Raw genomic sequence first — 18887 nt, 5'->3', positions numbered from 1 at the left:
CCTTAGCCCTGGGCGTCCTTGGCGGCTTTTGGGACCACCGGCGCGGGTTTGGCCTTCTCCTTGGGCTCGGGAGCGGGCTCGGCCAGCCCGCAGTCGACGAGATAGGAAAGCGGCACGAGATCGGCCAGGGACTTGCGGGCCTTCTCCGCCTTGATCAGCGGATGGATATCGCTGTCTTCGGGGAGAAGCAGATTGTGCAGGTTCGGATGGCCGGTGAAAGTGATGCCGTAAAAATCGAAGCATTCCCGTTCGTGCCAGTCGGCCCCGGAATAGATGTCGCTCACCGTCGGCACCACCGGGTTGTCGCGGGGCACGGTCAGGCGCAGCACGACGCGGTTGGCGCCGTCGAGGAGGCTCAGGTGGTAGGCCACCTCGAAGCCCTCCTCCAGGTCGGAGGCCATGACGTCCTCGAGCAGGTAGCCTTCGGCGAAAAGCACGGCCACGGCGTTGTGGATGGTTTCCGCCGTCAGGGTGACGGAGAGCACGCAGCCCGTGGCCTTGAAATCCAGGGGCGCGGAGCAGGCCGGATGGAGTTTTTCCAGAAGGGCCGGGTTCATCGTTCGCCTCCAGCGGGGACCTGCCACCAGCGCCGGCCGGTCATCTTCTGCTGGATGGCGAACAGGCCTTCCAGCAATCCCTCGGGACGGGGCGGGCAGCCGGGCACATAGACGTCGACCGGGATGAGGGTGTCCACGCCCTGGACCACGTTGTACTGGCCCTCAATATTGAACGGGCCGCCCGAGATGGCGCAATTGCCAAGGGCCATGACGAAACGCGGCGCGGGCATCTGTTCGAAAAGCCGCACCACCAGCGGGGCGAGCTTCTTGTTGACCGTACCGGCCACGATCATCAGGTCGGACTGGCGCGGCGAGGGCCGGAAAACCTCCGCGCCGAAGCGCGCGATGTCGAACCGGGCCATGCCCACGGCCATCATCTCGATGGCGCAGCAGGCGATGCCGAAGGTCATGGGCCAGATGGACATGGCCCGGCACACATCCACGATCTTCTGGACCGCAGGCGTGGCGACGAGCGCCGGTTCGACCGTGTTTACGGCCGGGGCGCAACACGGACCTGGATTCTGCGGGGCCATGTGAACACTCCCTTACGCATGAAGTAGATGATGGCGGCGCCGAGCACCGCGATGAAAACCAGCAACTTGATGGCCGCGACCATCCCCTGGGGCTGGGCGAAAAGGGCCGCCACGGGGAAGAGGTAGAGGATATCCACCTCGAAGGCCAAAAAGATCAGGGCGTAGAAGTAGTAGTTGATGCCGAACCGGACCCAGGAACGGCCGTGGGTGGGCACGCCGCATTCGTACGTCTCGGCCAGGGCTCCGCCGCGGGCCTTGGGGGCGAGGAACAGCTCGGCCAGAAGCGGGCCGGCGGCAAAGAGCACCCCGCCCAGGAAGAAGAGCAGTATCGCCGCTTGAAACCAGGTAAAGACCATGCGCCTTTCCCTCCTTTCGTTGACTGCCGCCGCACCCTAGGGGTGCAGTTGGGTCCCGGCCAAGGCCGCCAGATCGTACAGCGGCGCGGGAATGATGCCGGCCAAAAGCACCAGCGCCGCCAGCACGCCGCCAAAGACCAGCGTGCCCTTGGGGATGGCCAGGGCCGGGGCGTCAGATTCGCCGGTGTAGGCGTGGCGCACCAGACCCAGGTAGTAGTAGATGGAGATGGCCGTATTGAGCACGGCCACGATCACCAGCCAGTAAAAGCCCTGGTCCCAGGCGGCCGAGAGCAGGAAGAGCTTGCCCGTGAACCCGGCGGTCGGCGGCAGGCCGACCAGGGAGAAGGCGGCCACGGCCAGGATCATGGCCAGGGCCGGCGCGCGCCGGTAGAGGCCGTCGAGGTCGTCCAGGCTCGGATTCTCGCCATCCTTGGATATGGTGCACACCACGTAAAACGCGGCCAGATTCATGAGGATGTAGGCCAGGCTGTAAAAGGCCGAGGCGGCAAGTCCCGCCGCCGATCCGGCGGCCAGGCCGAGCATGATGTAGCCGGCATGGGCCACGGAGGAGTAGCCGAGCAGGCGCTTGACGTCGCGCTGGACCAGGGCGGCCAGATTGCCGCCGGTCATGGAGATCGCGCCGAGCACGGCCAGGATGGTGGTCACTTCCATGTGCGGCGTGAGGATGGCGGCCAGACGCACCAGCACCACCACGGCGCCGAGTTTGGGAATGGTGGCCACGTAGGCGGCCGTCTCGTTTTTCGTTCCCTGATAGACGTCAGGGCACCAGAAGTGGAACGGGAAGAGCGCCAGCTTGTAAAAAAAGCCGGCCAGAAAGAGGGTCAACCCGACCACGGCCAGGGGCGCGTCGGCAAAGCTCCAGGAGGAGGCGGCCAAGGCGGCGATGTAGGTCGTGTGCTTGGCGGCCATGATGTAGGACAGGCCGAAAAGGGCAATGGCCGTCACCGCCGCGCCGAAAAGGATATACTTGATGCCGGCTTCGGCCGCGCGGCGATCCTGGCCGCGCAGCGGAATAAGGGCGTAGAGGCTGTAGGAGGAAAGCTCCAGGGCCAGGTACAGCGTGACCAGCTCCACGCACGAGGCCAAAAGCATGAGTCCCCAGGCCGAAAGCGCCAGCAGCATGAAGTAGTCAGGGGTCAGGTCCCGGCTATCCTTTTTGCCGGCGGCGATGCCGGTCACCACGGCGAAGCCGAAGGCGATGGCGAGCTTGAAAAACTGCGACAGGGCATCCAGCTTGTAGGTGGCGTAGAGCATCTCGCCCCGGGACGAGAGCCCGGCCACGGCGACCAGCACGCCGATTCCGGCGGCCACGGGCAGCCAGGACATCACCCGGCGCGAGCCGCGCACACTGGCGACGAACAGGGCGCAGACAATGCCAAGCAGCCACAATTCCGGCAACAGTTTGAAGATGGTCATGGAAGCTCCTTGCGGACGGCGTCCGTGGCAGTGGCCACGGTCATGGACGCGGGAAGGCGCATGCGCTCGGTGAACTTCATGTCACTGGTCAAGCCCATGGCCTGATTCTTTTGGTGCATGACGGAAAGCACACGCTCGATGGAGGGCTCGATGGTCTTGATGGCCAACGACGGGGCCAGGCCGATATAGAAGACGAGCAAGGCCAGCGGGATGAGCGTCACCCATTCCCGCGCGCCGAGGTCATGCCAGCTCTTCTTGAAGGAGCTCGGCTCGCCCCAGGTCACGCGCTGCAGCAGGCGCAGCATGTAGGCGGCGGCGAGCATGGCCCCGGGCACGGCGCAGAAGCCGACCCAGGTATTGCTGGAGAAGGCCCCGATAAGGACCAGTATCTCGCCCACGAAACTGTTGGTGCCCGGAAAGGCCAGGGACGAGAAGGAGAAGACGCCGAAGAGGAACATGAAGGCCGGCATGAACTTGCCGAGCCCCTGGTTGTCGGTGATCTCGCGGCTGTGGCTGCGTTCGTAGATGAGTCCGACCATCATAAAGAGGCCGCCGGTGGTGATGCCGTGGTTGAGCATCTGGAGGATGGCCCCGGAGACGCCCTTGACGCTAAAAAGGAAGATGCCGAGCGTCACGAAGCCCATATGGCCTACGGACGAGTAGGCGATCAGTTTCTTGATGTCGGTCTGCCCCAGCGCGATGCAGCCGCCGTAGATGATGGAGGCGATGGAGATGGCGATCATGACCGGGGCGGCCGTGACCGAGGCGGCCGGGGTCAGGGGCAGGCAGAAGCGCAGGAAGCCGTAGGCGCCCATTTTGAGCAGAATTGCTGCCAGCAGCACACTGCCCGCGGCCGGGGCCTCGACGTGGGCGGCCGGCAGCCAGGTATGAAACGGAAACATGGGGACCTTGATGGCAAAGGCCAGGGCCATGGCCAGGAAAGCCCACATCTGGAAGCGGAAGGAATAGCTTTTCTCCATCAGTTCCGGGATGGAGAAGGTGCCGCCGACGTTGCGGAAGGCCACGATGGCCGCGAGCAGGAGCGTCGAGCCGGCCAGGGTATAGAGGAAGAACTTGATGGAGGCGTAGCGCCGTCTCGGGCCGCCCCAGACCGCGATCAGCAGATACATGGGGACGAGCATGGCCTCCCAGAAGACGTAGAAGAGCACGAAATCGAGCGCCGCGAACACCCCGATACAGGCCGAGGTCATAAGGAGCAGGCAGAAGTGGAACTCGGTGACGCGCTTACTGATGTAGGTCCAGGAGCCGAGTACGCACAAGGGCAGCATCAGGGCGGTTAAAAGGATCATGTAGAGGCTCAGGCCATCCACGCCCATGTGGTAGGACATGCCAAGGGCCGGCAGCCAGGGCGCCTGCTCCACGAACTGAAAGGCCGGGCCGTTTGGCGCGTAGGAGAGTAGCGGCAACGCGAGCAGGCATTCGAGAATGCCCGCGCCGAGCGTCACGAGCCGCACGGTGCGCTCGTTTCGCCGCAGCACCAGCAAGGCCGCCGCGACCACCAAAGGCAGGACGATCAGCATCGTCACCACCGGAAATCCGTATTGCGTCGTCATGCAAAGCTCCCTTTGACCCTTGGCGGTCAGCCGACGAACCAGACGATGGCGAAGATGACAAGACCTATGGTCACGGCCGCGGCGAGATAATCCTGCAGCCGTCCGGTCTGGCCGCGCGCGACCGTTGCCCCGCCGACTTCACGCACGCTCCTGGCCGAGCCGTCGAGCACGCCGTCGATGACTTTGCCGTCAAAGATGCTCGTGCCGTGTCCGGCCTCGATCAGGGCCTTAAGCCCAACCTTCTCGTAGACATCGGTCCAGATGTTATCGATAGCCGCAGCCGGCACGGAAACGACCTTCACAAAGCCCCGGCCAATGGCCCGGTACAGGAAGTCGAAATCCAGGTTGCGGCTGGGGTGCGGCGGAATGATCTTGCGCATGAGGTAGAACCCGAGCCCGGTGAAGCCGAGCAGGCAGCAGGCCTGCAACACATGCCAGGGGGTATAGGGGATGTAGTCCGTGGGAAAGGGCAGCAACGAATAGAGCGTGCCCGGGAACAGGCCGATAAAGAGGCACAAAAACGAGGAGATGGCCATGCCGAGGTACATGTTCCAGGGGATGGGCTTGATTGCCATGGTGCTCTTCGGCTTGGCCCAGAAAGCGAAGTACGGCAGCTTGATGCCGACGGAGAGGAACGTGCCCACGGCGGCCAGTTCCATGCCGAGGGCCAACCAGGTGCGATGGGCCTCGGCCGCGGCGGTGATGGTCATGGTCTTGGTGACGAAGCCGTTGAAAAGCGGCATGCCGGAGATGGAAACCGCGCCGACCATGTAGCCGATCATGACCAGCGGCATCCGCGAGGCCAGGCCGCCAAGCTCGCTCAGCTTGGCCGTGCCGCAGGCGTAGAGCAGGCAGCCCGTGCCCATGAACAGCAGGCCCTTATAAAGGATGTGGGCATAGGCGTGGGCGCAGGCCCCGTCCACGGCCATGGCCGTGCCGATGCCGATGCCGCAGACCATGTACCCGACCTGGGAAACGATGTGGTAGGACAGGATGCGCCGGGCATTGTTCTCGATGGTCGCGTAAAAGACGCCGTAGAGCGCCATGATGCAGCCGCCGACGGCCAGGATCTCGAACCCGGCGAATCCCCGGGCCAGCACGTAGACGGCGGTCTTGGTGGTAAAGGCGCTCATGAACACCGCGCCCGTGACCGTGGCTTCGGGGTAGGCGTCGGGCAGCCAGGCGTGCAGCGGCACGAAGGCGGCGTTGACCAGGAAGCCGAGCATGATGAGGTAGTCGTAGTAGTGGGCCGTGGCCGGATCCACCGGGGTGAAGGCGAAGGTGCCGATGGCCCCGTAGCGCAGCAGCAGCCCGGCCAGCAGGAACAAGCCGCCGAAGGTGTGGAACAGGAAGTACCGGAAGCCGGCGGCCGTGGCCTGCGGCGTCTGGCGCAGCCAGATGAGGAACACCGAGGCGACGCTCATCAGTTCCCAGAAAATAAAGAGCGTGATGTAATCCCCGGCGAACACGCAGCCGAATCCCCCGGCGACGTAGGCGCAGGCGGCCATGTGCTGTCCCCTGTCCGGCACGTGCAGGGCGTAGATGAAGCCTATAAGCGCCTGAATGGCGAAGACGTCGGCGAAAATGAGCGACAGGGCGTCCACCCGGCCCAGCTCCAACGTCTGGCCGAGATAGGGAATGGAGGCCAGGTTGCGCACGCCGTCGGGGCCGAGCGTCAGGGCAACGACCGAGGCGATGGCCAGGATGGGCGGGGCCAGCAGCAGCCAGCGCCACGTTTTGTAGGTTTCATTGGACAAAAAGGCCATGACCAGGGCCAAGGCCAGGAAGCCGATGGCCGGGTGCAGAAAATGGATGCCCACGATGTTTTCAAGACCGGCCATTGTCGTCCTCCGGGCGCGCCAAGATGGGGTAGATCACCTTTTTGAGCACCACGACCATGACGATCGTGGCCACGAGCGCGAAGACCTCCCAGAACCCGGGCATGCCTTCACCGGGGAAATGGGGATGGTGCGGCGTGATGAAGAGGTTGAGCACCACGCATAAGCCCAGTACGGCATAGAGCGCTTTTTTCCATCCGGCGGCGTTGGCCCTGGCCCGCTCCAGCCAGTTTCCAAGCGATTGCGGTTCCTGCATGGCGATCTCCCCTTCTCTGTGTCCGCCCGCCCCAAGAGACGCGCGGCCCTGCCATCATTTACAAACGACCGGCATTTCCTTGCGGTTGCCGATTAAAATCTGCCGAAAGCGTCCACGAAGGACAGGAAAAACTGCGGATACACGCCGATCAGCACGGAGATGAGCGCCGTCAGGCAAAGCGGCACCACCATGACCAGCGGCGCTTCCTTGAACTGTGAGTGGTCCATGCCGGCGACCGGCGGCCGGAAAAAGGCCCGGTAGACCACCGGCACGAAGTAGCCGGCGTTTAAGAGTGTCGAGGCCAGAAGCGCGATCAGCAGAATATACTGGTGGATGCTGACGGCTCCGTTGACCAGATACCATTTGCTGACGAAGCCGCACACCGGCGGCACGCCGATCATGGACAGCGAGGCCACGGCAAAGGCGCCGAAGGTAAAGGGCAATTTGCGGCCAAGCCCGTCCATGAGCGGGATCTCCCGCAGACGCGTGGCCACGAAGATCGCGCCGGCGGCGAAAAAGAGCGTGATCTTGGCAAAGGCGTGGTTGGCGATGTGCAGCAGACCGCCCTCGATGGCCAGCGGCGAAAGCATGGCCACGCCTATTATAATGTAGGAGAGCTGGCTGACCGTGGAATAGGCCAGCCGCGCCTTGAGGTCGGTCTTGGTGAGCGCGATGATCGAGGCCACCAGGATGGTGAAGGCGGCCAGATAGGCGGTGATGAGCCCCAGTCCCAGATGGGAGAGCAGGTCCACGCCGAAGCAGGACAGCATGATGCGCGCGACCGAGAACACGCCGGCCTTGACCACGGCCACCGCGTGCAGCAGGGCCGAGACGGGCGTCGGCGCGACCATGGCCGAGGGCAGCCAGTTGTGCAGCGGCATGATGGCGGCCTTGGCCAGACCGAAGATGAAAAGGAAGTAGGTGATGGTCACCAGGGTCGGGTTGGCCCCCGGAGGGAACATGCCGTGGCTGATGTCGACCAGGTTGAAGTCCAGGGTGCCGCACTGGACGTAGGTCAGGATCATGGCCGGCAGCAGGAAGAGCTTCGAGGTGCCCATCAAGTAGATGAGGTACTTTCGCGCCCCGTGGTAGCCTTCGGCGTCCTGATGGTGGGCGACCAGGGGATACGTGAAGACGGTGATGATCTCATAAAAGAGGTACAGCGTCAGGATGGTGCCGGAAAAGGCCACGCCCACGGCGCCGAAGATGGCCACGGCGAAGCAGAAGTAATAGCGGGTCTGGGCGTGTTCCTTGAGGGTACGCATGTAGCCGATGTTGTAGCTTGTGGCGAAAAACCACAAAAACGTGGCGACGATGGCGAAGATGCAGGACAGCCCGTCCACGGCGAAGGTGATGGACACGCCGGGGAAGAAGGTGACGACGTGATAGGTCCAGACAACCCCGTCAAGCACCCCGGGCACCATGGACACCACGGCGGCGAAGGCCATGGCCGCGGCGGCGAAGGACACGCCCTCGCGCAGGTCCTGGTTCTTGCGCAGGAGCCACAAGGCGAACGGAGCCAGGAAGGTGATGATGATCGGGGCGAGGACCCGGGCGCTTTCGACGGTTTGAGCGGCAACGGCCATGAGCTACCCCTTCAGTTCGCTGGGGCCGTCGGCGGTGGCGTCCCCGAAACGTTTGTTGACCACCAGGACAATGGCCAGAACCAGCGTGGCCTCGGCGGCGGCAAGCCCCATGACCAGAAGCGCGCCGAGCTGGCCAAGGACCGCGTCCATGGGCGTGAGCTGGGCGGCGGCCACGATGGAAAGCCCCGCGCCGTTTAACATCAACTCCACGCCGATGAGCATGCCGATGAGGGTGCGCCGGGCCACCAGGGCATAAAGCCCCAGGCACAGCAGCATCACGGCCACGACCTGGTAAAGCACGAGCGGATTGTTCATCTGGGTTCTCGCTTTTCAAAGGCCAGGATGACAGCCCCGGCCATGGCCGCGAGCAGCACGACGGAGATCAGCTCGAAGGCCAGGGTGTAGGGGCCGAGCAACCCGGCGCCGAGCTGGGCCGGGCTGACGTTTTTGGGTGTGGGGAATCCGGTCGCGCCGTACACGGCCAGAAGCGGCACCAGGATGCCCGCCGGGACGAGAAAGGCCGGGATGGCGCGCAGGATGCCGCCGGCCCCGGGGCCTTCCGCCTCGCCGCCGTCCGCGGCGGCCCGGGTGAGCATGATGGCGAAGAAGATCAGGACGGTGACCGCGCCGACATAGATGAGGATCTGCATCAGGGCCACGAAATCGGCCAGAAGCAGAAGATACAGTCCAGCCACGCCCAAAAGGGCCACGACGAGCCCCAGCATGGCCCTGACCAGGCTCGCGGCGGAAACGGCAAGGCCGCCGCCGGCCAGGACGATCAGGGTGTAAAAGGCGAAGGCGAACTGGCCAAGATACATTTCGTTCATAAGCGCCCCGCTGCTCTCATTTTGGAAATCGAACAAGCTGATTTCCAGCGGTCAAAGGCCTCATCCGTTAGTAAAGCCGGACATGGACACCACAAAACAGTCAACCACACTAAAAAAAACAATACCTGAAAAATCAAACACGCTATTTAACATCAATATTTATCAAAACAGTATGTCTACTTGCATGTTTACTCTAGCAATTGCCACAGGCAGCATACTTTTTTCTTTTGTTTTTTCGAAATGTTTCTACAATTTTTTATTCAAACACGCTCGAGGCACCAGTGCCACTATGTTTTACTTTCATTTTACAGACAGCGTCACTCAAAACAACAATAGCACCAGCCCCCATGGCTGGCGTTTTATGATCTTTTTTTCACAATTTGCGCCTGGAATTGAAGCGACGCTGCCGCGTAGCTTGTATCATGCTGCAATTTTCAAATAACAATCGCGCTAGCCGTGTCATGATTTTTACTATCTGTGTTACGACTGCCGGAAGCTTATAAACCCCTTTCCCCACGCCAGTCAAGGATGAAAAAGTTACCTTATTGTAGCATGTCCCCTCCCCCGCCGCCAGAGCATCTATTATAGAAATACGACTCCATGCCTGCGCCGCACGCAAGCATACAAATATAACATGATAAAATAATTATACTTATTTTTAAAAAAGCGATTCGTGAAAAATTTTTACCCGCCCGGAATCCATTAAACCTCACTTCTCCGATGCATAATGCAATCGGCAAAAGACCCGAAGTTTGCGCCTCGCAGCACAAACAACGCACTGGCCGCGCGATACACGGCACGGAAATTGTGAAAAAAGTGAAGATCACACGCCCCGACCAGTGCCGGGGAGACGCTCGCCTACCGGTGGTCCAGGGCGGGGCCCTGCGGGGCTTGGGCGCTGCCCAGTCGCTACCGCGTCTGGCCCAGGTAGCAGAAGTAGTCCCAGAAACCGGCGTAGGCCGGCCGGGATTCCTGGCACCGGACGGTGAAGCGGCGCTCCAGGGCGGGAAGCAGGTGGTCGTCCATGCGGACGTGGTTGACGCCCATCCAGCGCTCGAACCAGGGGAAGCGGCTGCGGCGGAAGTCGGCCACGGCCAGCAAGCCGCCCACGGCGAGATGGCCGCGCGCCGCGTCGAGGGCGGCGTCGAAGCCGGGGTTGAACATGGAGAGGCTGTAGGAAAAGAGGATGAGGTCGGCGCGGGCGGGATCGAAGCTTTCGGGGGCATAGGGCGCGCAGAGGAGCCGCACGCGCGCGGCATGACCGGCCGTGGCGCGACTCGCCCGGGCGAGCATGGAAGGGCACAGGTCGATGCCGGTGATGCGGGCGGCGGGAAAGGTGGTCAGCAGGCGGGTCAGATTGCGGCCGGTGCCGCAGCCGACCTCCAGGATGCGCAGGGGCTTTTCGCGACGGGGGCCAAGGGCCGCGGCGGCCAGACGCACAATGCGGTCGCGGCCGAAAAGAAAGCTCCAGCGCGTGGCGTCGTAGATGCGGGCATGCCACTTGTAGTAGCCGAGCAGCGCCTCGTTGGCGCAGGCATTCCCGCTCATGCCACCACCGCCAGATGCTGGCTGCCGTAGGTGCCGACGCGGTCGGCGGCGTGGAGCGGTTCGGTCACTTCCGGAAAAAAGCGCAACCGCCGGCGGGCGTCGCGGGGCAGAAAGTCCACGGTCAGCCCGGCCGAACGCATGAGGATGCGCGCGCCGGGAGCGGCGTTGGCGAAGATGAGCTCCCATTCCTCGGCCAGGGCGGCCGGCGCGTGGCTGGCCAGCCAGTCCTGGTGGTCGAGCAGGATGAAGTGGGTGTAGCCGGGACCGTCATGGCGGCGCAGAAAACCGCTTAGGGTGTCGGTATGGCTGGCCAGACGCGGCAGGCGGTCGCGGATGGCCGCGAAATTGTCCGCCTTCAGGTACTCGGGGCAACAGCGCCGGGTGTAGCGGCCGGTCAGGTAGACGCGCCAGAAGTAGTTTTCGGCCATGGACGGGCCGGTGAAGACCTGCTTGACCTTGTCGCGCACGAAGCCCTCCAGGCCGCCGGGATGGGAGGCGCGGATAAGGTCGATTTGCGGGCGCGGCACGCCGAGCAGGGCCATGGTCTCGGGCCGCCCCACCAGCCAGCGGCTGAAACGATCCCAGAAGGCGGGTTCGATGGCGGCAAAGACGCGGCGCTGCTCTTCGAGGCTCGCCGCGCCGAGCAACCGCGGGATGTTGCGCCGCAGCCCGGGCTTGAGCGCGCTTATCATCTTCGAGAAGGCAAAGGCTACCACGCCGGACGCGCCGTGGTAGTAAAAAGACCGCGACAGGCGTCCGGCCTTGAAATACGCGATGTTGCGGTCCCAGAAGCCGGCCGCGTATTCCGGCAGGGCCCCCCGGATGCGGGCGTACACGCCGGCGCAGGCCGCCCCGCCGCCCTCGCCGAAAAAGGCGTACAGTTCCTCGAAGGAGGCCCGGCTGAAAAGGGCCCGCTTGAGCTCGAGCAGGGCGTTTTGGCGGAAATTGACGTCCACGCAGTCGATTTGGGCCGGCGCGTCCAGGAGGTAATCCAGGGCGTTGTCCCCGGCCGAGGTGATGACCGCCACGCGCGAATCCGGGGCCAGTTCCAACAGCTGCCGGTCCAGACGCGGGTCTTCCCAGCAGGTGTTGTAGACGAGGCGGTTGCCGTGAACGAGGCGGAAAAAGGCGTCCTGGACGCGGGTGGGGAGTTTTTTTGCCATGGGTGCGGGCGGAGTCCGGTTGGCCGACGGGGTGGCCGGTTGGTTGGAAAATGAACTGTCGACCGCCGTTTATACGCAAGGCCCTGGCCCGGCAGGCGACGGGACAGTGACGGGCGTGAGACAATCCCGCCGCCCGGAGGGCATTGCCCCGGCCGGCCCGGTTTGCTAGAGCCGGCTGGCCAAGGGAGCACCCATGCCTGATTTTCTCTCCGGTTTTTCCTTTTCCCCCGATTTCCTGCTGCAGCTTGTAAGCATCGTGGCCATCGACGTGGTGCTGGCCGGCGACAACGCCGTGGTCATCGCCCTGGCCGTGCGCAATCTGCCGCCCTGGTCCCGCACGAAGGGCATCGCCGTGGGAGCCGGCGCGGCGGTCGTGTTGCGCGTGGCCCTCACCTTCGTCGCGTCGCAACTCCTCGACCTGCCCTTTTTGAAGCTTGCCGGAGGCCTGCTCGTGGCCGTGATCGCGGTCAAGCTCTTCGCCGAGGGCGACGCGGCGGACAAGGAAAAGTCCTGCACGACCTTTTGGCAGGCCATAACCACCATTGTCGCGGCCGACCTGGTCATGTCCACGGACAACATCCTGGCCGTGGCCGGCGCGTCCCGGGGCAACCTGGCCCTGCTCGTCTTCGGCCTGGGGCTGTCCATCCCCTTCGTCATCTTCGCGGCGGGCGCCCTGTCGCGCCTTATGGACCGGTTCCCGATCATCATCGCGCTCGGCGCGGCCGTGCTCGGCAAAGTGGCGGCCGAAATGGTCCTGACCGACGCCTGGGTGGCGTCGCTGACCGGGCCCGGCCAAACGGCCGTGTACGCCGGCGAGGTCGTCGGGGCCGTGGGCGTGGTGGTCGTCGGCCGGCTTTGGGCGCGGCACGTGGCCAGGGCCTGACGCCCCGCAGGGCAAGGCACGTCGCGCCGGCTCCGGCCACGCTTTTTGCAGGCGAACGTGCCTGTCTCTACATTTCTGTCGCCGCCTCGCGTACATTTTTGTAACACCATGCTGGGTCGTGACAAAAAACCCTTATAAATCAACAAGTCTTTTCCTGGCATGATCCTTGTAGAGTCTCGCTGACCCCGACATATGGTGACCGGGGAAAGGAGCCTTCATGGAACAGGCCATTTTCGAAGAACGGCGCGATCAGATCCACCGCAAGGGGGAAGGGCCTTTTGAACTGGCCTGCAACCGCGACAGCCTGGCCGGGGCGGTGTCCCAGCGGGCCTGCGTCTTTTGCGGTTCGCGCGTGGTGCTCTACCCCATCGCCGACGCCCTGCATCTGGTCCATGGCCCCATCGGCTGCGCCGTCTATACATGGGATATCCGGGGCGCGCTTTCCTCCGGCCCCGAGCTGCATCGCTTAAGCTTCTCCACCGACCTCCAGGAACGCGACGTCATCTTCGGCGGCGAGAAAAAGCTCAAGGCCGCCCTGCTCGAACTCATCGAGCGCCATAAGCCCAACGCCGCCTTCGTCTACGCCACCTGCATCGTGGGCATCATCGGCGATGATGTGAACGCGGTGTGCCGCGACGTGGCCGCGAAGACCGGCATTCCGGTCATCCCGGTCCAGTCCGAGGGATTCAAGGGCAACAAGCGCGAAGGCTACGCCGCCGCCTGCAAGGCCCTTTTCACCCTGGCCGGCACCGGCGACACCTCGGACATCAGCCCCATGTCGGTCAACATCCTGGGCGACTTCAACCTGGCCGGCGAAATCTGGATCATCCGGGAATATTTCGAGAAGATGGGCGTCCAGGTGGTGGCCAACATCACCGGCGACGGCCGGGTGGCCGACGTCCGCCGCTGCCACGGCGCGGGGCTCAATATCGTGCAGTGCTCCGGCTCCACCATGGAACTGGCCAAGATGATGGAGGAGAAGTTCGGCACGCCATTCATGCGGGTGTCCTACCTCGGCATCGAGGACATGGCCGACTCGCTCTACGCCGTGGCCGACCGCTTCAAGCACCTCGATCCGGGCATCGTCGAGCGCACCCAGAAACTCGTGCGCGAGGAACTGGGCGTGCTTTTGCCCAAGCTCAAGGAGTACCGCAAGGATCTCGAGGGCAAGAAGGCGGCCGTGTACGTCGGCGGCGCGTTCAAGGCCTTCTCGCTCATCAAGGCCTTTCGCCACCTGGGCATGAAGGTGGTCCTGGTCGGGTCCCAGACCGGCACCAAGGAAGACTACGAGGAGCTGGCCTCCATCTGCGACCCGGGCACGGTCATCGTGGACGACTCCAATCCGCTGGAGCTGTCGAAATTCGTCCGGGAACTCGACGTGGACCTCTTTGTCGGCGGGGTCAAGGAACGGCCCATCGCCCACAAGCTCGGGGTCGGCTTCTGCGACCACAACCACGAGCGCAAGGAGGCCCTGGAAGGCTTCGTCGGCATGCTCAATTTCGCCAAGGAAGTGCACGCCTCGGCCACCAGCCCCATCTGGCGCTTCGTGCCCAGGCGCGAGGCCATGGCCAAGGCCATAAAGGAACAGGAGACCGCCAAGCGCGCGGCCGGGGGAGAAGGCATATGAGCGATTCGCCCTACGTTTCCACCACCAACGCCTGCAAGCTGTGCACGCCGCTCGGCGCGGCCCTGGCCTTTCGGGGCGTGGAGGGGGCCATTCCCTTCCTGCACGGTTCGCAGGGGTGCGCCACCTACATGCGCCGCTACATCATCAGCCATTTTCGCGAGCCCATGGACATCGCCTCCTCGGCCCTCGGCGAAAAGCAGGCGGTCTTCGGCGGCGGCCCCAACCTCAAAAAGGGCATCTTGAACGTCATGTCCAAATACGGGGCCACGGTGGTCGGCGTGGCCACCACCTGCCTGACCGAGACCATCGGCGACGACGTGCCGCACCTTCTCCACGAGTTCCGCAAGGAGTTCAGCGATCTGCCCCTGCCCGAGATCGTGAACGTCTCCACCCCGAGCTACTCCGGCACCCACATGGAAGGCTGGCACGCGGCCACGGCGGCGCTGGCCTCCCAGCTCGTGCGGGAAAAGGCCCCGGCCGAGCGCCGCGTCAATCTCATCCCCGGTTTCGTCTCCCCGGCCGACATCCGCTACTTCAAGGAAATCCTGGACGACTACGGCGTCGCCTATACGGTCCTGCCCGACATTTCCGAAGCCATGGACCGGCCGGCCCTGCTCGACTACGAGAAGCTGCCGGCCGGCGGCACGCCCGTGGCCTCCATCCGGGCCATGTCCGGCGCGCTTGGGTCCATCGAATGCGGCCGGGCCGACCACATGGCCGAAAGCGCCGGGACCAACCTGGAGCGCCGCTTCGGGGTGCGCAACATCCGCGTCGGCCTGCCCATCGGCGTGCGCGAATCCGACGCCTTTTTCGCCACCCTGGAAGAGCTGACCGGAACGCCCCTGCCGGAAAAACACGCCGCCGAGCGCGGCCGGCTCATCGACGCCTACGTCGACGGCCACAAGTACGTGGCCGGGAAAAGGGCCATCGTCTACGGCGAGGAAGACCTCGTCATCGCCATGGTGGCCTTCCTGGCCGAAATCGGCGTCAAGCCCATCCTGGCCGCCACCGGCGCCACCTGCCGCAACTTCAAGCAGGCCCTGGCCGACGTGACCGAGGGCATCCTGCCCGAGCCGCCCGAAGCCAGGGAAGGCGTGGACTTCCACGACATCGCCGAACAGGCCGCCGACCTCGCTCCGGATATCCTCGTCGGGCACAGCAAGGGCTACCGCTACGCCAAGGACATGGGCGTGCCGCTTCTTCGCATCGGATTTCCCATCCACGACCGCTTCGGCGGCCCGCGCCTGCTCCATGTGGGCTACCGCGGTGCCCAGACGCTTTTCGACCGGCTCGTCAACACCCTCCTCGAACGCAAGCAGGCCGACAGCGGCGTCGGATACGGCTATCTTTAAAAGGAGCGCGCAATGACCACCACCAAGGACCTTTCCAAGCACCCCTGCTTCAACCGCGAATCCGCCGGCTCCTGCGGCCGTGTCCACCTGCCCGTTGCGCCCAAGTGCAACATCATGTGCAACTTCTGCAATCGCAAATACGATTGCGTGAGCGAATCGCGCCCCGGCGTGACCAGCGCCGTGCTCACGCCGGAACAGGCCGTGCTGTACATGGAAAAGGTGCTGGAAAAAGAGCCCCGCATTACGGTGGCCGGCATCGCCGGTCCGGGCGACCCCATGGCCAACCCGGAAGCCATCGAGACCATCCGCCTGCTCAAGGAAAAATTCCCCCAGATGCTTTTCTGCCTGTCCACCAACGGCCTGGCCCTGCCGGCGCGGGCCGCGGAACTGGCCGAACTCGGCGTCTCCCACGTCACGGTCACGGTCAACGCCGTGGACCCGAAGATCGGCGCCAGGATCTATGCCTGGGCCCGGGACGGCAAGGTCATCCACCGGGGCGAGAACGCGGCCCGGCTATTGCTCGAACGCCAGATGGAAGGGATCAAAATCCTTAAGCAAAAAGGCGTCATTGTCAAATCCAACACCATCGTCATCCCCGGGGTCAACGACCGGAACGTGTTGGAAGTGTCCAAGAAGCTCTCCGAACTCGGGGTGGACATCCAAAATATCATGCCGCTTTTCCCGGTGGCCGAGACGCCCTTTGCCGAGGTGCCCGCGCCCACGGCCGAGATGATCAAGGACCTGCGGGCCAGCGCCGGCGAGATGCTGCCCCAGATGAGCCATTGCAAGCGCTGCCGGGCCGACGCCGTGGGCCTTTTGTGCAACGACCGTTCGGGCGAGCTGGCCCCGCTTTTAAGCGAATGCTCCCACACCGTGCCCGGCGCCGACTTGTCCACGCGCCCCTACGTGGCCGTGGCCACCCGCGAGGGCATGCTCGTCAACATGCACCTGGGCGAGGCCCACAGGTTCCAGATATGGAAACAGGAAGGCATCGGTTTCTCCTACGTCGAGGATCGCTACGCCCCGGACCCGGGGGCCGGCCCCAAGCGCTGGGAGGAACTGGCCAAGGTGCTCTCCGACTGCCGGGCCGTGCTGGTGGCGGCTTACGGCGAAACGCCGCGCAAGGTGCTGACCGCGGCCGGGGTGCTGCCCTACGAATGCTCGGGATTCCTGGAAACTGCCCTGACCGAGGTGTACGGCGCGGGGGACCTGTCCCTGCTCAAAAGCCGACGCAAGGGCCTGGGCAAGGCCTGCGGCTGCAGCGGCGGCAGCGGCGAAGGCTGCGGCTGATCCCCGACCGCGCGGCATCTCGCCGGAACGCTCCTGTAGCGTATCCTGGCGTCGATCTTTATAAAAACGGCGATTCCCCCGGATGTTTGGGTGGATCGCCGTTCATTTTTTGACAACAGCGTGGTGTCGGTATAGTTAGCGTTTTATTATCCCATGGTATATGATCATTGTCCGGGCAGCGTCTTTAAAAGGGCCAGACGGCAAGTTGGGAAAAGACAAAAATACATTCGATCCGCGCATGCCTCCGTTGATCGACACTGTAACAGGACATGCAAAAAACTGCGAACACCGAAATAACAGATAGTATCGAACTGCAAACCGGTTCTGACGAACCCGTTTCCGATGAAAGCCACGTCCTCGGCGTCTACGCACTCAGTCAGGATTCGAGGACAGGTCTTGGCGGAACAAAGAAACGCTACGCCCAGGAGACGCTCTGGTTCGTGCGTCGCATAAACGACGACGATTATTGCGTCCAACCCTTAAACGCCAATTCCATTCCATCCGGCCCCGTAACGACGCTCACCAAAGGCGAGTTTCTTCGCAGCTACCAGCCGCGCCCCGGATACTACGAAAAGCGCTGTCTGCCGTTTCTCGAATCCCTCAAGAAAAAAATCGCCACGGCCGACAAGCATCTGGACGCGGGCGAACTCGACGCCGCCGAAAAGGATTTCGTCAAAGCCCTGCTCCTGGACGAAAAGCACCCCAAGGCCAACGTCGAGCTGGGCAAAATCTCTCTGGAAAAAGGCGACGGGAAAAAGCTGGCCTCGGCCATGCGGCGCATCCTCGGCATCGACGCCCTGTTCCAGGAACAGGAACGGCACCTGTTCAACACATTCGCCATCTCCCTGCGCAAGGGGAAACGCTTCGCCGAGGCGATCGCCCTGTACGAACAGGCCCTTTCGCGCAATGCCGACGACGAGCACCTCCACTTCAACATGGCCCGCGCCCTGGCCGAAAGCGGCGACATCCCGGCCGCCCAGGGGCATCTGCGCCAGGCCCTGGCCCTGCGCCCCGATTTCGCCGAGGCCAGGCGCTTCCTGGCCCATCTCGACGGACTCGCCTCCGAGGCCGGCGACGGCGCCGCGCAGGATACGGGGGCGGCATGAGCGTTCCCGGAGCCTTTTCCCTGCACTGCCCGCCCGGCACCAAGGTGCTGCTGGAAATTGCCGGCCTGGAGGAAAAACTGGCCACGACCTGCGTGGGCCATCAGCGGGGCCGGTTCGTAATCGTGCAGATGCCGTCGGCAACCGAGACCTCCCGCGACGCCCTGTACCCGATGCTCTATCCCGACAACACGGTGATCGCCCGCTATCTGCACGAGGGCGCGGTGGTGGGATTCTCCTCCCGCCTCATCAAATACATCCAGATCCCTTTTCCCCTCGTCTTTCTCACCTACCCGGCCAATCTTGAATCCCGCGACCTGCGCAAGCACAAGCGTATCACCTGCTGCCTGCCCGGGTGCATGAAGCATGGCGACGTCACTGTCGCCGGCCTGCTCAGGGACGTCAGCATTTCCGGCTGCCAGTTCTCCTTTCCGCGCGAGGCCGCAGCGCCGGAGCCGGCCATCGACGCGGTGGTGGAACTGTCCTGCGAGTTGATCGGGTCAAGCGCCAAGGCCACGCTTCCCTGCGCGGTCAAACGGGTACTCCCTTCGGCCCGCCGGGTGGACATCGGGCTCAAATTCAAGGAAGTCCCCCAGGAGATCCGGGAAGCCCTGGCCGGCTACCTCGATACCGCCCTGCATGTGCTGGGCTGACCGCCCGCCGGGCTCCCCTCGCAACGAAAACGTCGCAAGCCCTCCTTCATTTTTGTTCGTTCGACGCTGCAAGGGGGATCGCCATCGCCCCCCCCTTCCCATGGCGCGCTTCCTTCCGACAGGCACCGTTCTTGCTTACCGCTTCTTGCAAACAAGGAGTGCGCCATGCTTGCACGCCTGCTGTCCCTGTTTTTTTTCTTCCACCGGCCGCCTTTTCCCGGTCCCCTGCGTCGTCCATGAATGCTGTGGCCGGCCCGGGACAAGGAAATCCCTTGGGCCGCGACTGGGACAAAATATCCCAGAC

At 63.7% G+C, this 18887-nt stretch carries 19 protein-coding genes; 7 read left to right on the top strand and 12 right to left on the bottom strand.

Going from position 1 to position 18887, the window contains the following annotated elements; all coding sequences use genetic code 11:
• Positions 1-2 precede the first annotated feature (2 nt).
• From ACMZ6R_RS07880 to ACMZ6R_RS07835, 10 genes are all read right to left on the bottom strand, one after another.
• Positions 3-557: an NADH-quinone oxidoreductase subunit C gene (locus ACMZ6R_RS07880; RefSeq protein WP_416110372.1), complete on the bottom strand. Its 555-nt coding sequence runs from the start codon at positions 555-557 to the stop codon at positions 3-5.
• A complete protein-coding gene (locus ACMZ6R_RS07875; protein WP_416110371.1) occupies positions 554-1090 on the bottom strand; it encodes an NADH-quinone oxidoreductase subunit B in 537 nt (178 codons plus the stop codon). The genes ACMZ6R_RS07880 and ACMZ6R_RS07875 overlap by 4 nt, the downstream gene beginning before the upstream one ends.
• Positions 1048-1446 carry an NADH-quinone oxidoreductase subunit A gene (locus ACMZ6R_RS07870; protein WP_416110370.1) on the bottom strand — a complete coding sequence of 133 codons (399 nt, stop codon included), beginning with the start codon at positions 1444-1446 and terminating at the stop codon, positions 1048-1050. Before ACMZ6R_RS07870 ends, ACMZ6R_RS07875 begins: the two co-directional genes overlap by 43 nt.
• 36 nt (positions 1447-1482) lie before the next feature.
• On the bottom strand, positions 1483-2883 hold the full coding sequence (locus ACMZ6R_RS07865) for an NADH-quinone oxidoreductase subunit N (RefSeq protein ID WP_416110369.1): 1401 nt from the start codon (positions 2881-2883) through the stop codon (positions 1483-1485).
• A complete protein-coding gene (locus tag ACMZ6R_RS07860; protein WP_416110368.1) occupies positions 2880-4457 on the bottom strand; it encodes a complex I subunit 4 family protein in 1578 nt (525 codons plus the stop codon). Before ACMZ6R_RS07860 ends, ACMZ6R_RS07865 begins: the two co-directional genes overlap by 4 nt.
• 26 nt (positions 4458-4483) lie before the next feature.
• On the bottom strand, positions 4484-6298 hold the full coding sequence (locus ACMZ6R_RS07855) for a Na(+)/H(+) antiporter subunit D (protein ID WP_416110367.1): 1815 nt from the start codon (positions 6296-6298) through the stop codon (positions 4484-4486).
• Positions 6285-6551, bottom strand: a complete 267-nt coding sequence (locus ACMZ6R_RS07850) for a hypothetical protein (RefSeq protein WP_416110366.1) — start codon at positions 6549-6551, stop codon at positions 6285-6287. Before ACMZ6R_RS07850 ends, ACMZ6R_RS07855 begins: the two co-directional genes overlap by 14 nt.
• Positions 6552-6643: 92 nt before the next feature.
• Positions 6644-8137 carry a monovalent cation/H+ antiporter subunit D family protein gene (locus ACMZ6R_RS07845; RefSeq protein ID WP_416110365.1) on the bottom strand — a complete coding sequence of 498 codons (1494 nt, stop codon included), beginning with the start codon at positions 8135-8137 and terminating at the stop codon, positions 6644-6646.
• A gap of 3 nt (positions 8138-8140) precedes the next feature.
• Positions 8141-8452: an NADH-quinone oxidoreductase subunit NuoK gene (gene nuoK / locus ACMZ6R_RS07840; RefSeq protein WP_416110364.1), complete on the bottom strand. Its 312-nt coding sequence runs from the start codon at positions 8450-8452 to the stop codon at positions 8141-8143.
• The gene (locus ACMZ6R_RS07835) at positions 8449-8964 is read right to left on the bottom strand and encodes an NADH-quinone oxidoreductase subunit J (RefSeq protein ID WP_416110363.1); all 516 of its coding nucleotides are present in this window, start codon (positions 8962-8964) and stop codon (positions 8449-8451) included. The genes nuoK and ACMZ6R_RS07835 overlap by 4 nt, the downstream gene beginning before the upstream one ends.
• Positions 8965-9046: 82 nt before the next feature.
• Between ACMZ6R_RS07835 and ACMZ6R_RS07830 the strand changes: the two genes are divergently transcribed.
• On the top strand, positions 9047-9406 hold the full coding sequence (locus tag ACMZ6R_RS07830) for a hypothetical protein (protein WP_416110362.1): 360 nt from the start codon (positions 9047-9049) through the stop codon (positions 9404-9406).
• A gap of 467 nt (positions 9407-9873) precedes the next feature.
• Here ACMZ6R_RS07830 and ACMZ6R_RS07825 read toward each other — a convergent pair whose 3' ends face one another.
• Positions 9874-10512: a class I SAM-dependent methyltransferase gene (locus tag ACMZ6R_RS07825; RefSeq protein WP_416110361.1), complete on the bottom strand. Its 639-nt coding sequence runs from the start codon at positions 10510-10512 to the stop codon at positions 9874-9876.
• Complete coding sequence (locus ACMZ6R_RS07820; protein ID WP_416110360.1) at positions 10509-11675, bottom strand: DUF3419 family protein; 1167 nt, start codon at positions 11673-11675, stop codon at positions 10509-10511. Before ACMZ6R_RS07820 ends, ACMZ6R_RS07825 begins: the two co-directional genes overlap by 4 nt.
• Positions 11676-11868: 193 nt before the next feature.
• Between ACMZ6R_RS07820 and ACMZ6R_RS07815 the strand changes: the two genes are divergently transcribed.
• The 6 genes from ACMZ6R_RS07815 to ACMZ6R_RS07790 all read left to right on the top strand — a co-directional run bounded on the left by ACMZ6R_RS07815 (position 11869) and on the right by ACMZ6R_RS07790 (position 18583).
• Entirely contained in the window at positions 11869-12558 is a 690-nt protein-coding gene (locus ACMZ6R_RS07815) for a TerC family protein (protein ID WP_416110359.1), read from the top strand.
• Between the two features lie 217 nt (positions 12559-12775).
• On the top strand, positions 12776-14185 hold the full coding sequence (nifE, locus tag ACMZ6R_RS07810) for a nitrogenase iron-molybdenum cofactor biosynthesis protein NifE (protein ID WP_416110358.1): 1410 nt from the start codon (positions 12776-12778) through the stop codon (positions 14183-14185).
• Positions 14182-15537, top strand: coding sequence for a nitrogenase component 1 (locus ACMZ6R_RS07805; protein WP_416110357.1), 1356 nt, complete (start codon positions 14182-14184; stop codon positions 15535-15537). Before nifE ends, ACMZ6R_RS07805 begins: the two co-directional genes overlap by 4 nt.
• Positions 15538-15549: 12 nt before the next feature.
• Entirely contained in the window at positions 15550-16827 is a 1278-nt protein-coding gene (locus ACMZ6R_RS07800) for a radical SAM protein (RefSeq protein ID WP_416110356.1), read from the top strand.
• A gap of 269 nt (positions 16828-17096) precedes the next feature.
• Complete coding sequence (locus tag ACMZ6R_RS07795; RefSeq protein ID WP_416110355.1) at positions 17097-17933, top strand: tetratricopeptide repeat protein; 837 nt, start codon at positions 17097-17099, stop codon at positions 17931-17933.
• Entirely contained in the window at positions 17930-18583 is a 654-nt protein-coding gene (locus tag ACMZ6R_RS07790; protein WP_416110354.1) for a flagellar brake protein, read from the top strand. The genes ACMZ6R_RS07795 and ACMZ6R_RS07790 overlap by 4 nt, the downstream gene beginning before the upstream one ends.
• Positions 18584-18887 lie beyond the last annotated feature (304 nt).

The organism is Solidesulfovibrio sp. C21 (assembly GCF_047785625.1).
Taxonomy (GTDB): Bacteria; Desulfobacterota; Desulfovibrionia; order Desulfovibrionales; family Desulfovibrionaceae; genus Solidesulfovibrio.
Note: the sequence above shows the minus strand (reverse complement) of the source record. Positions and strands in the feature narration are given on the sequence as shown.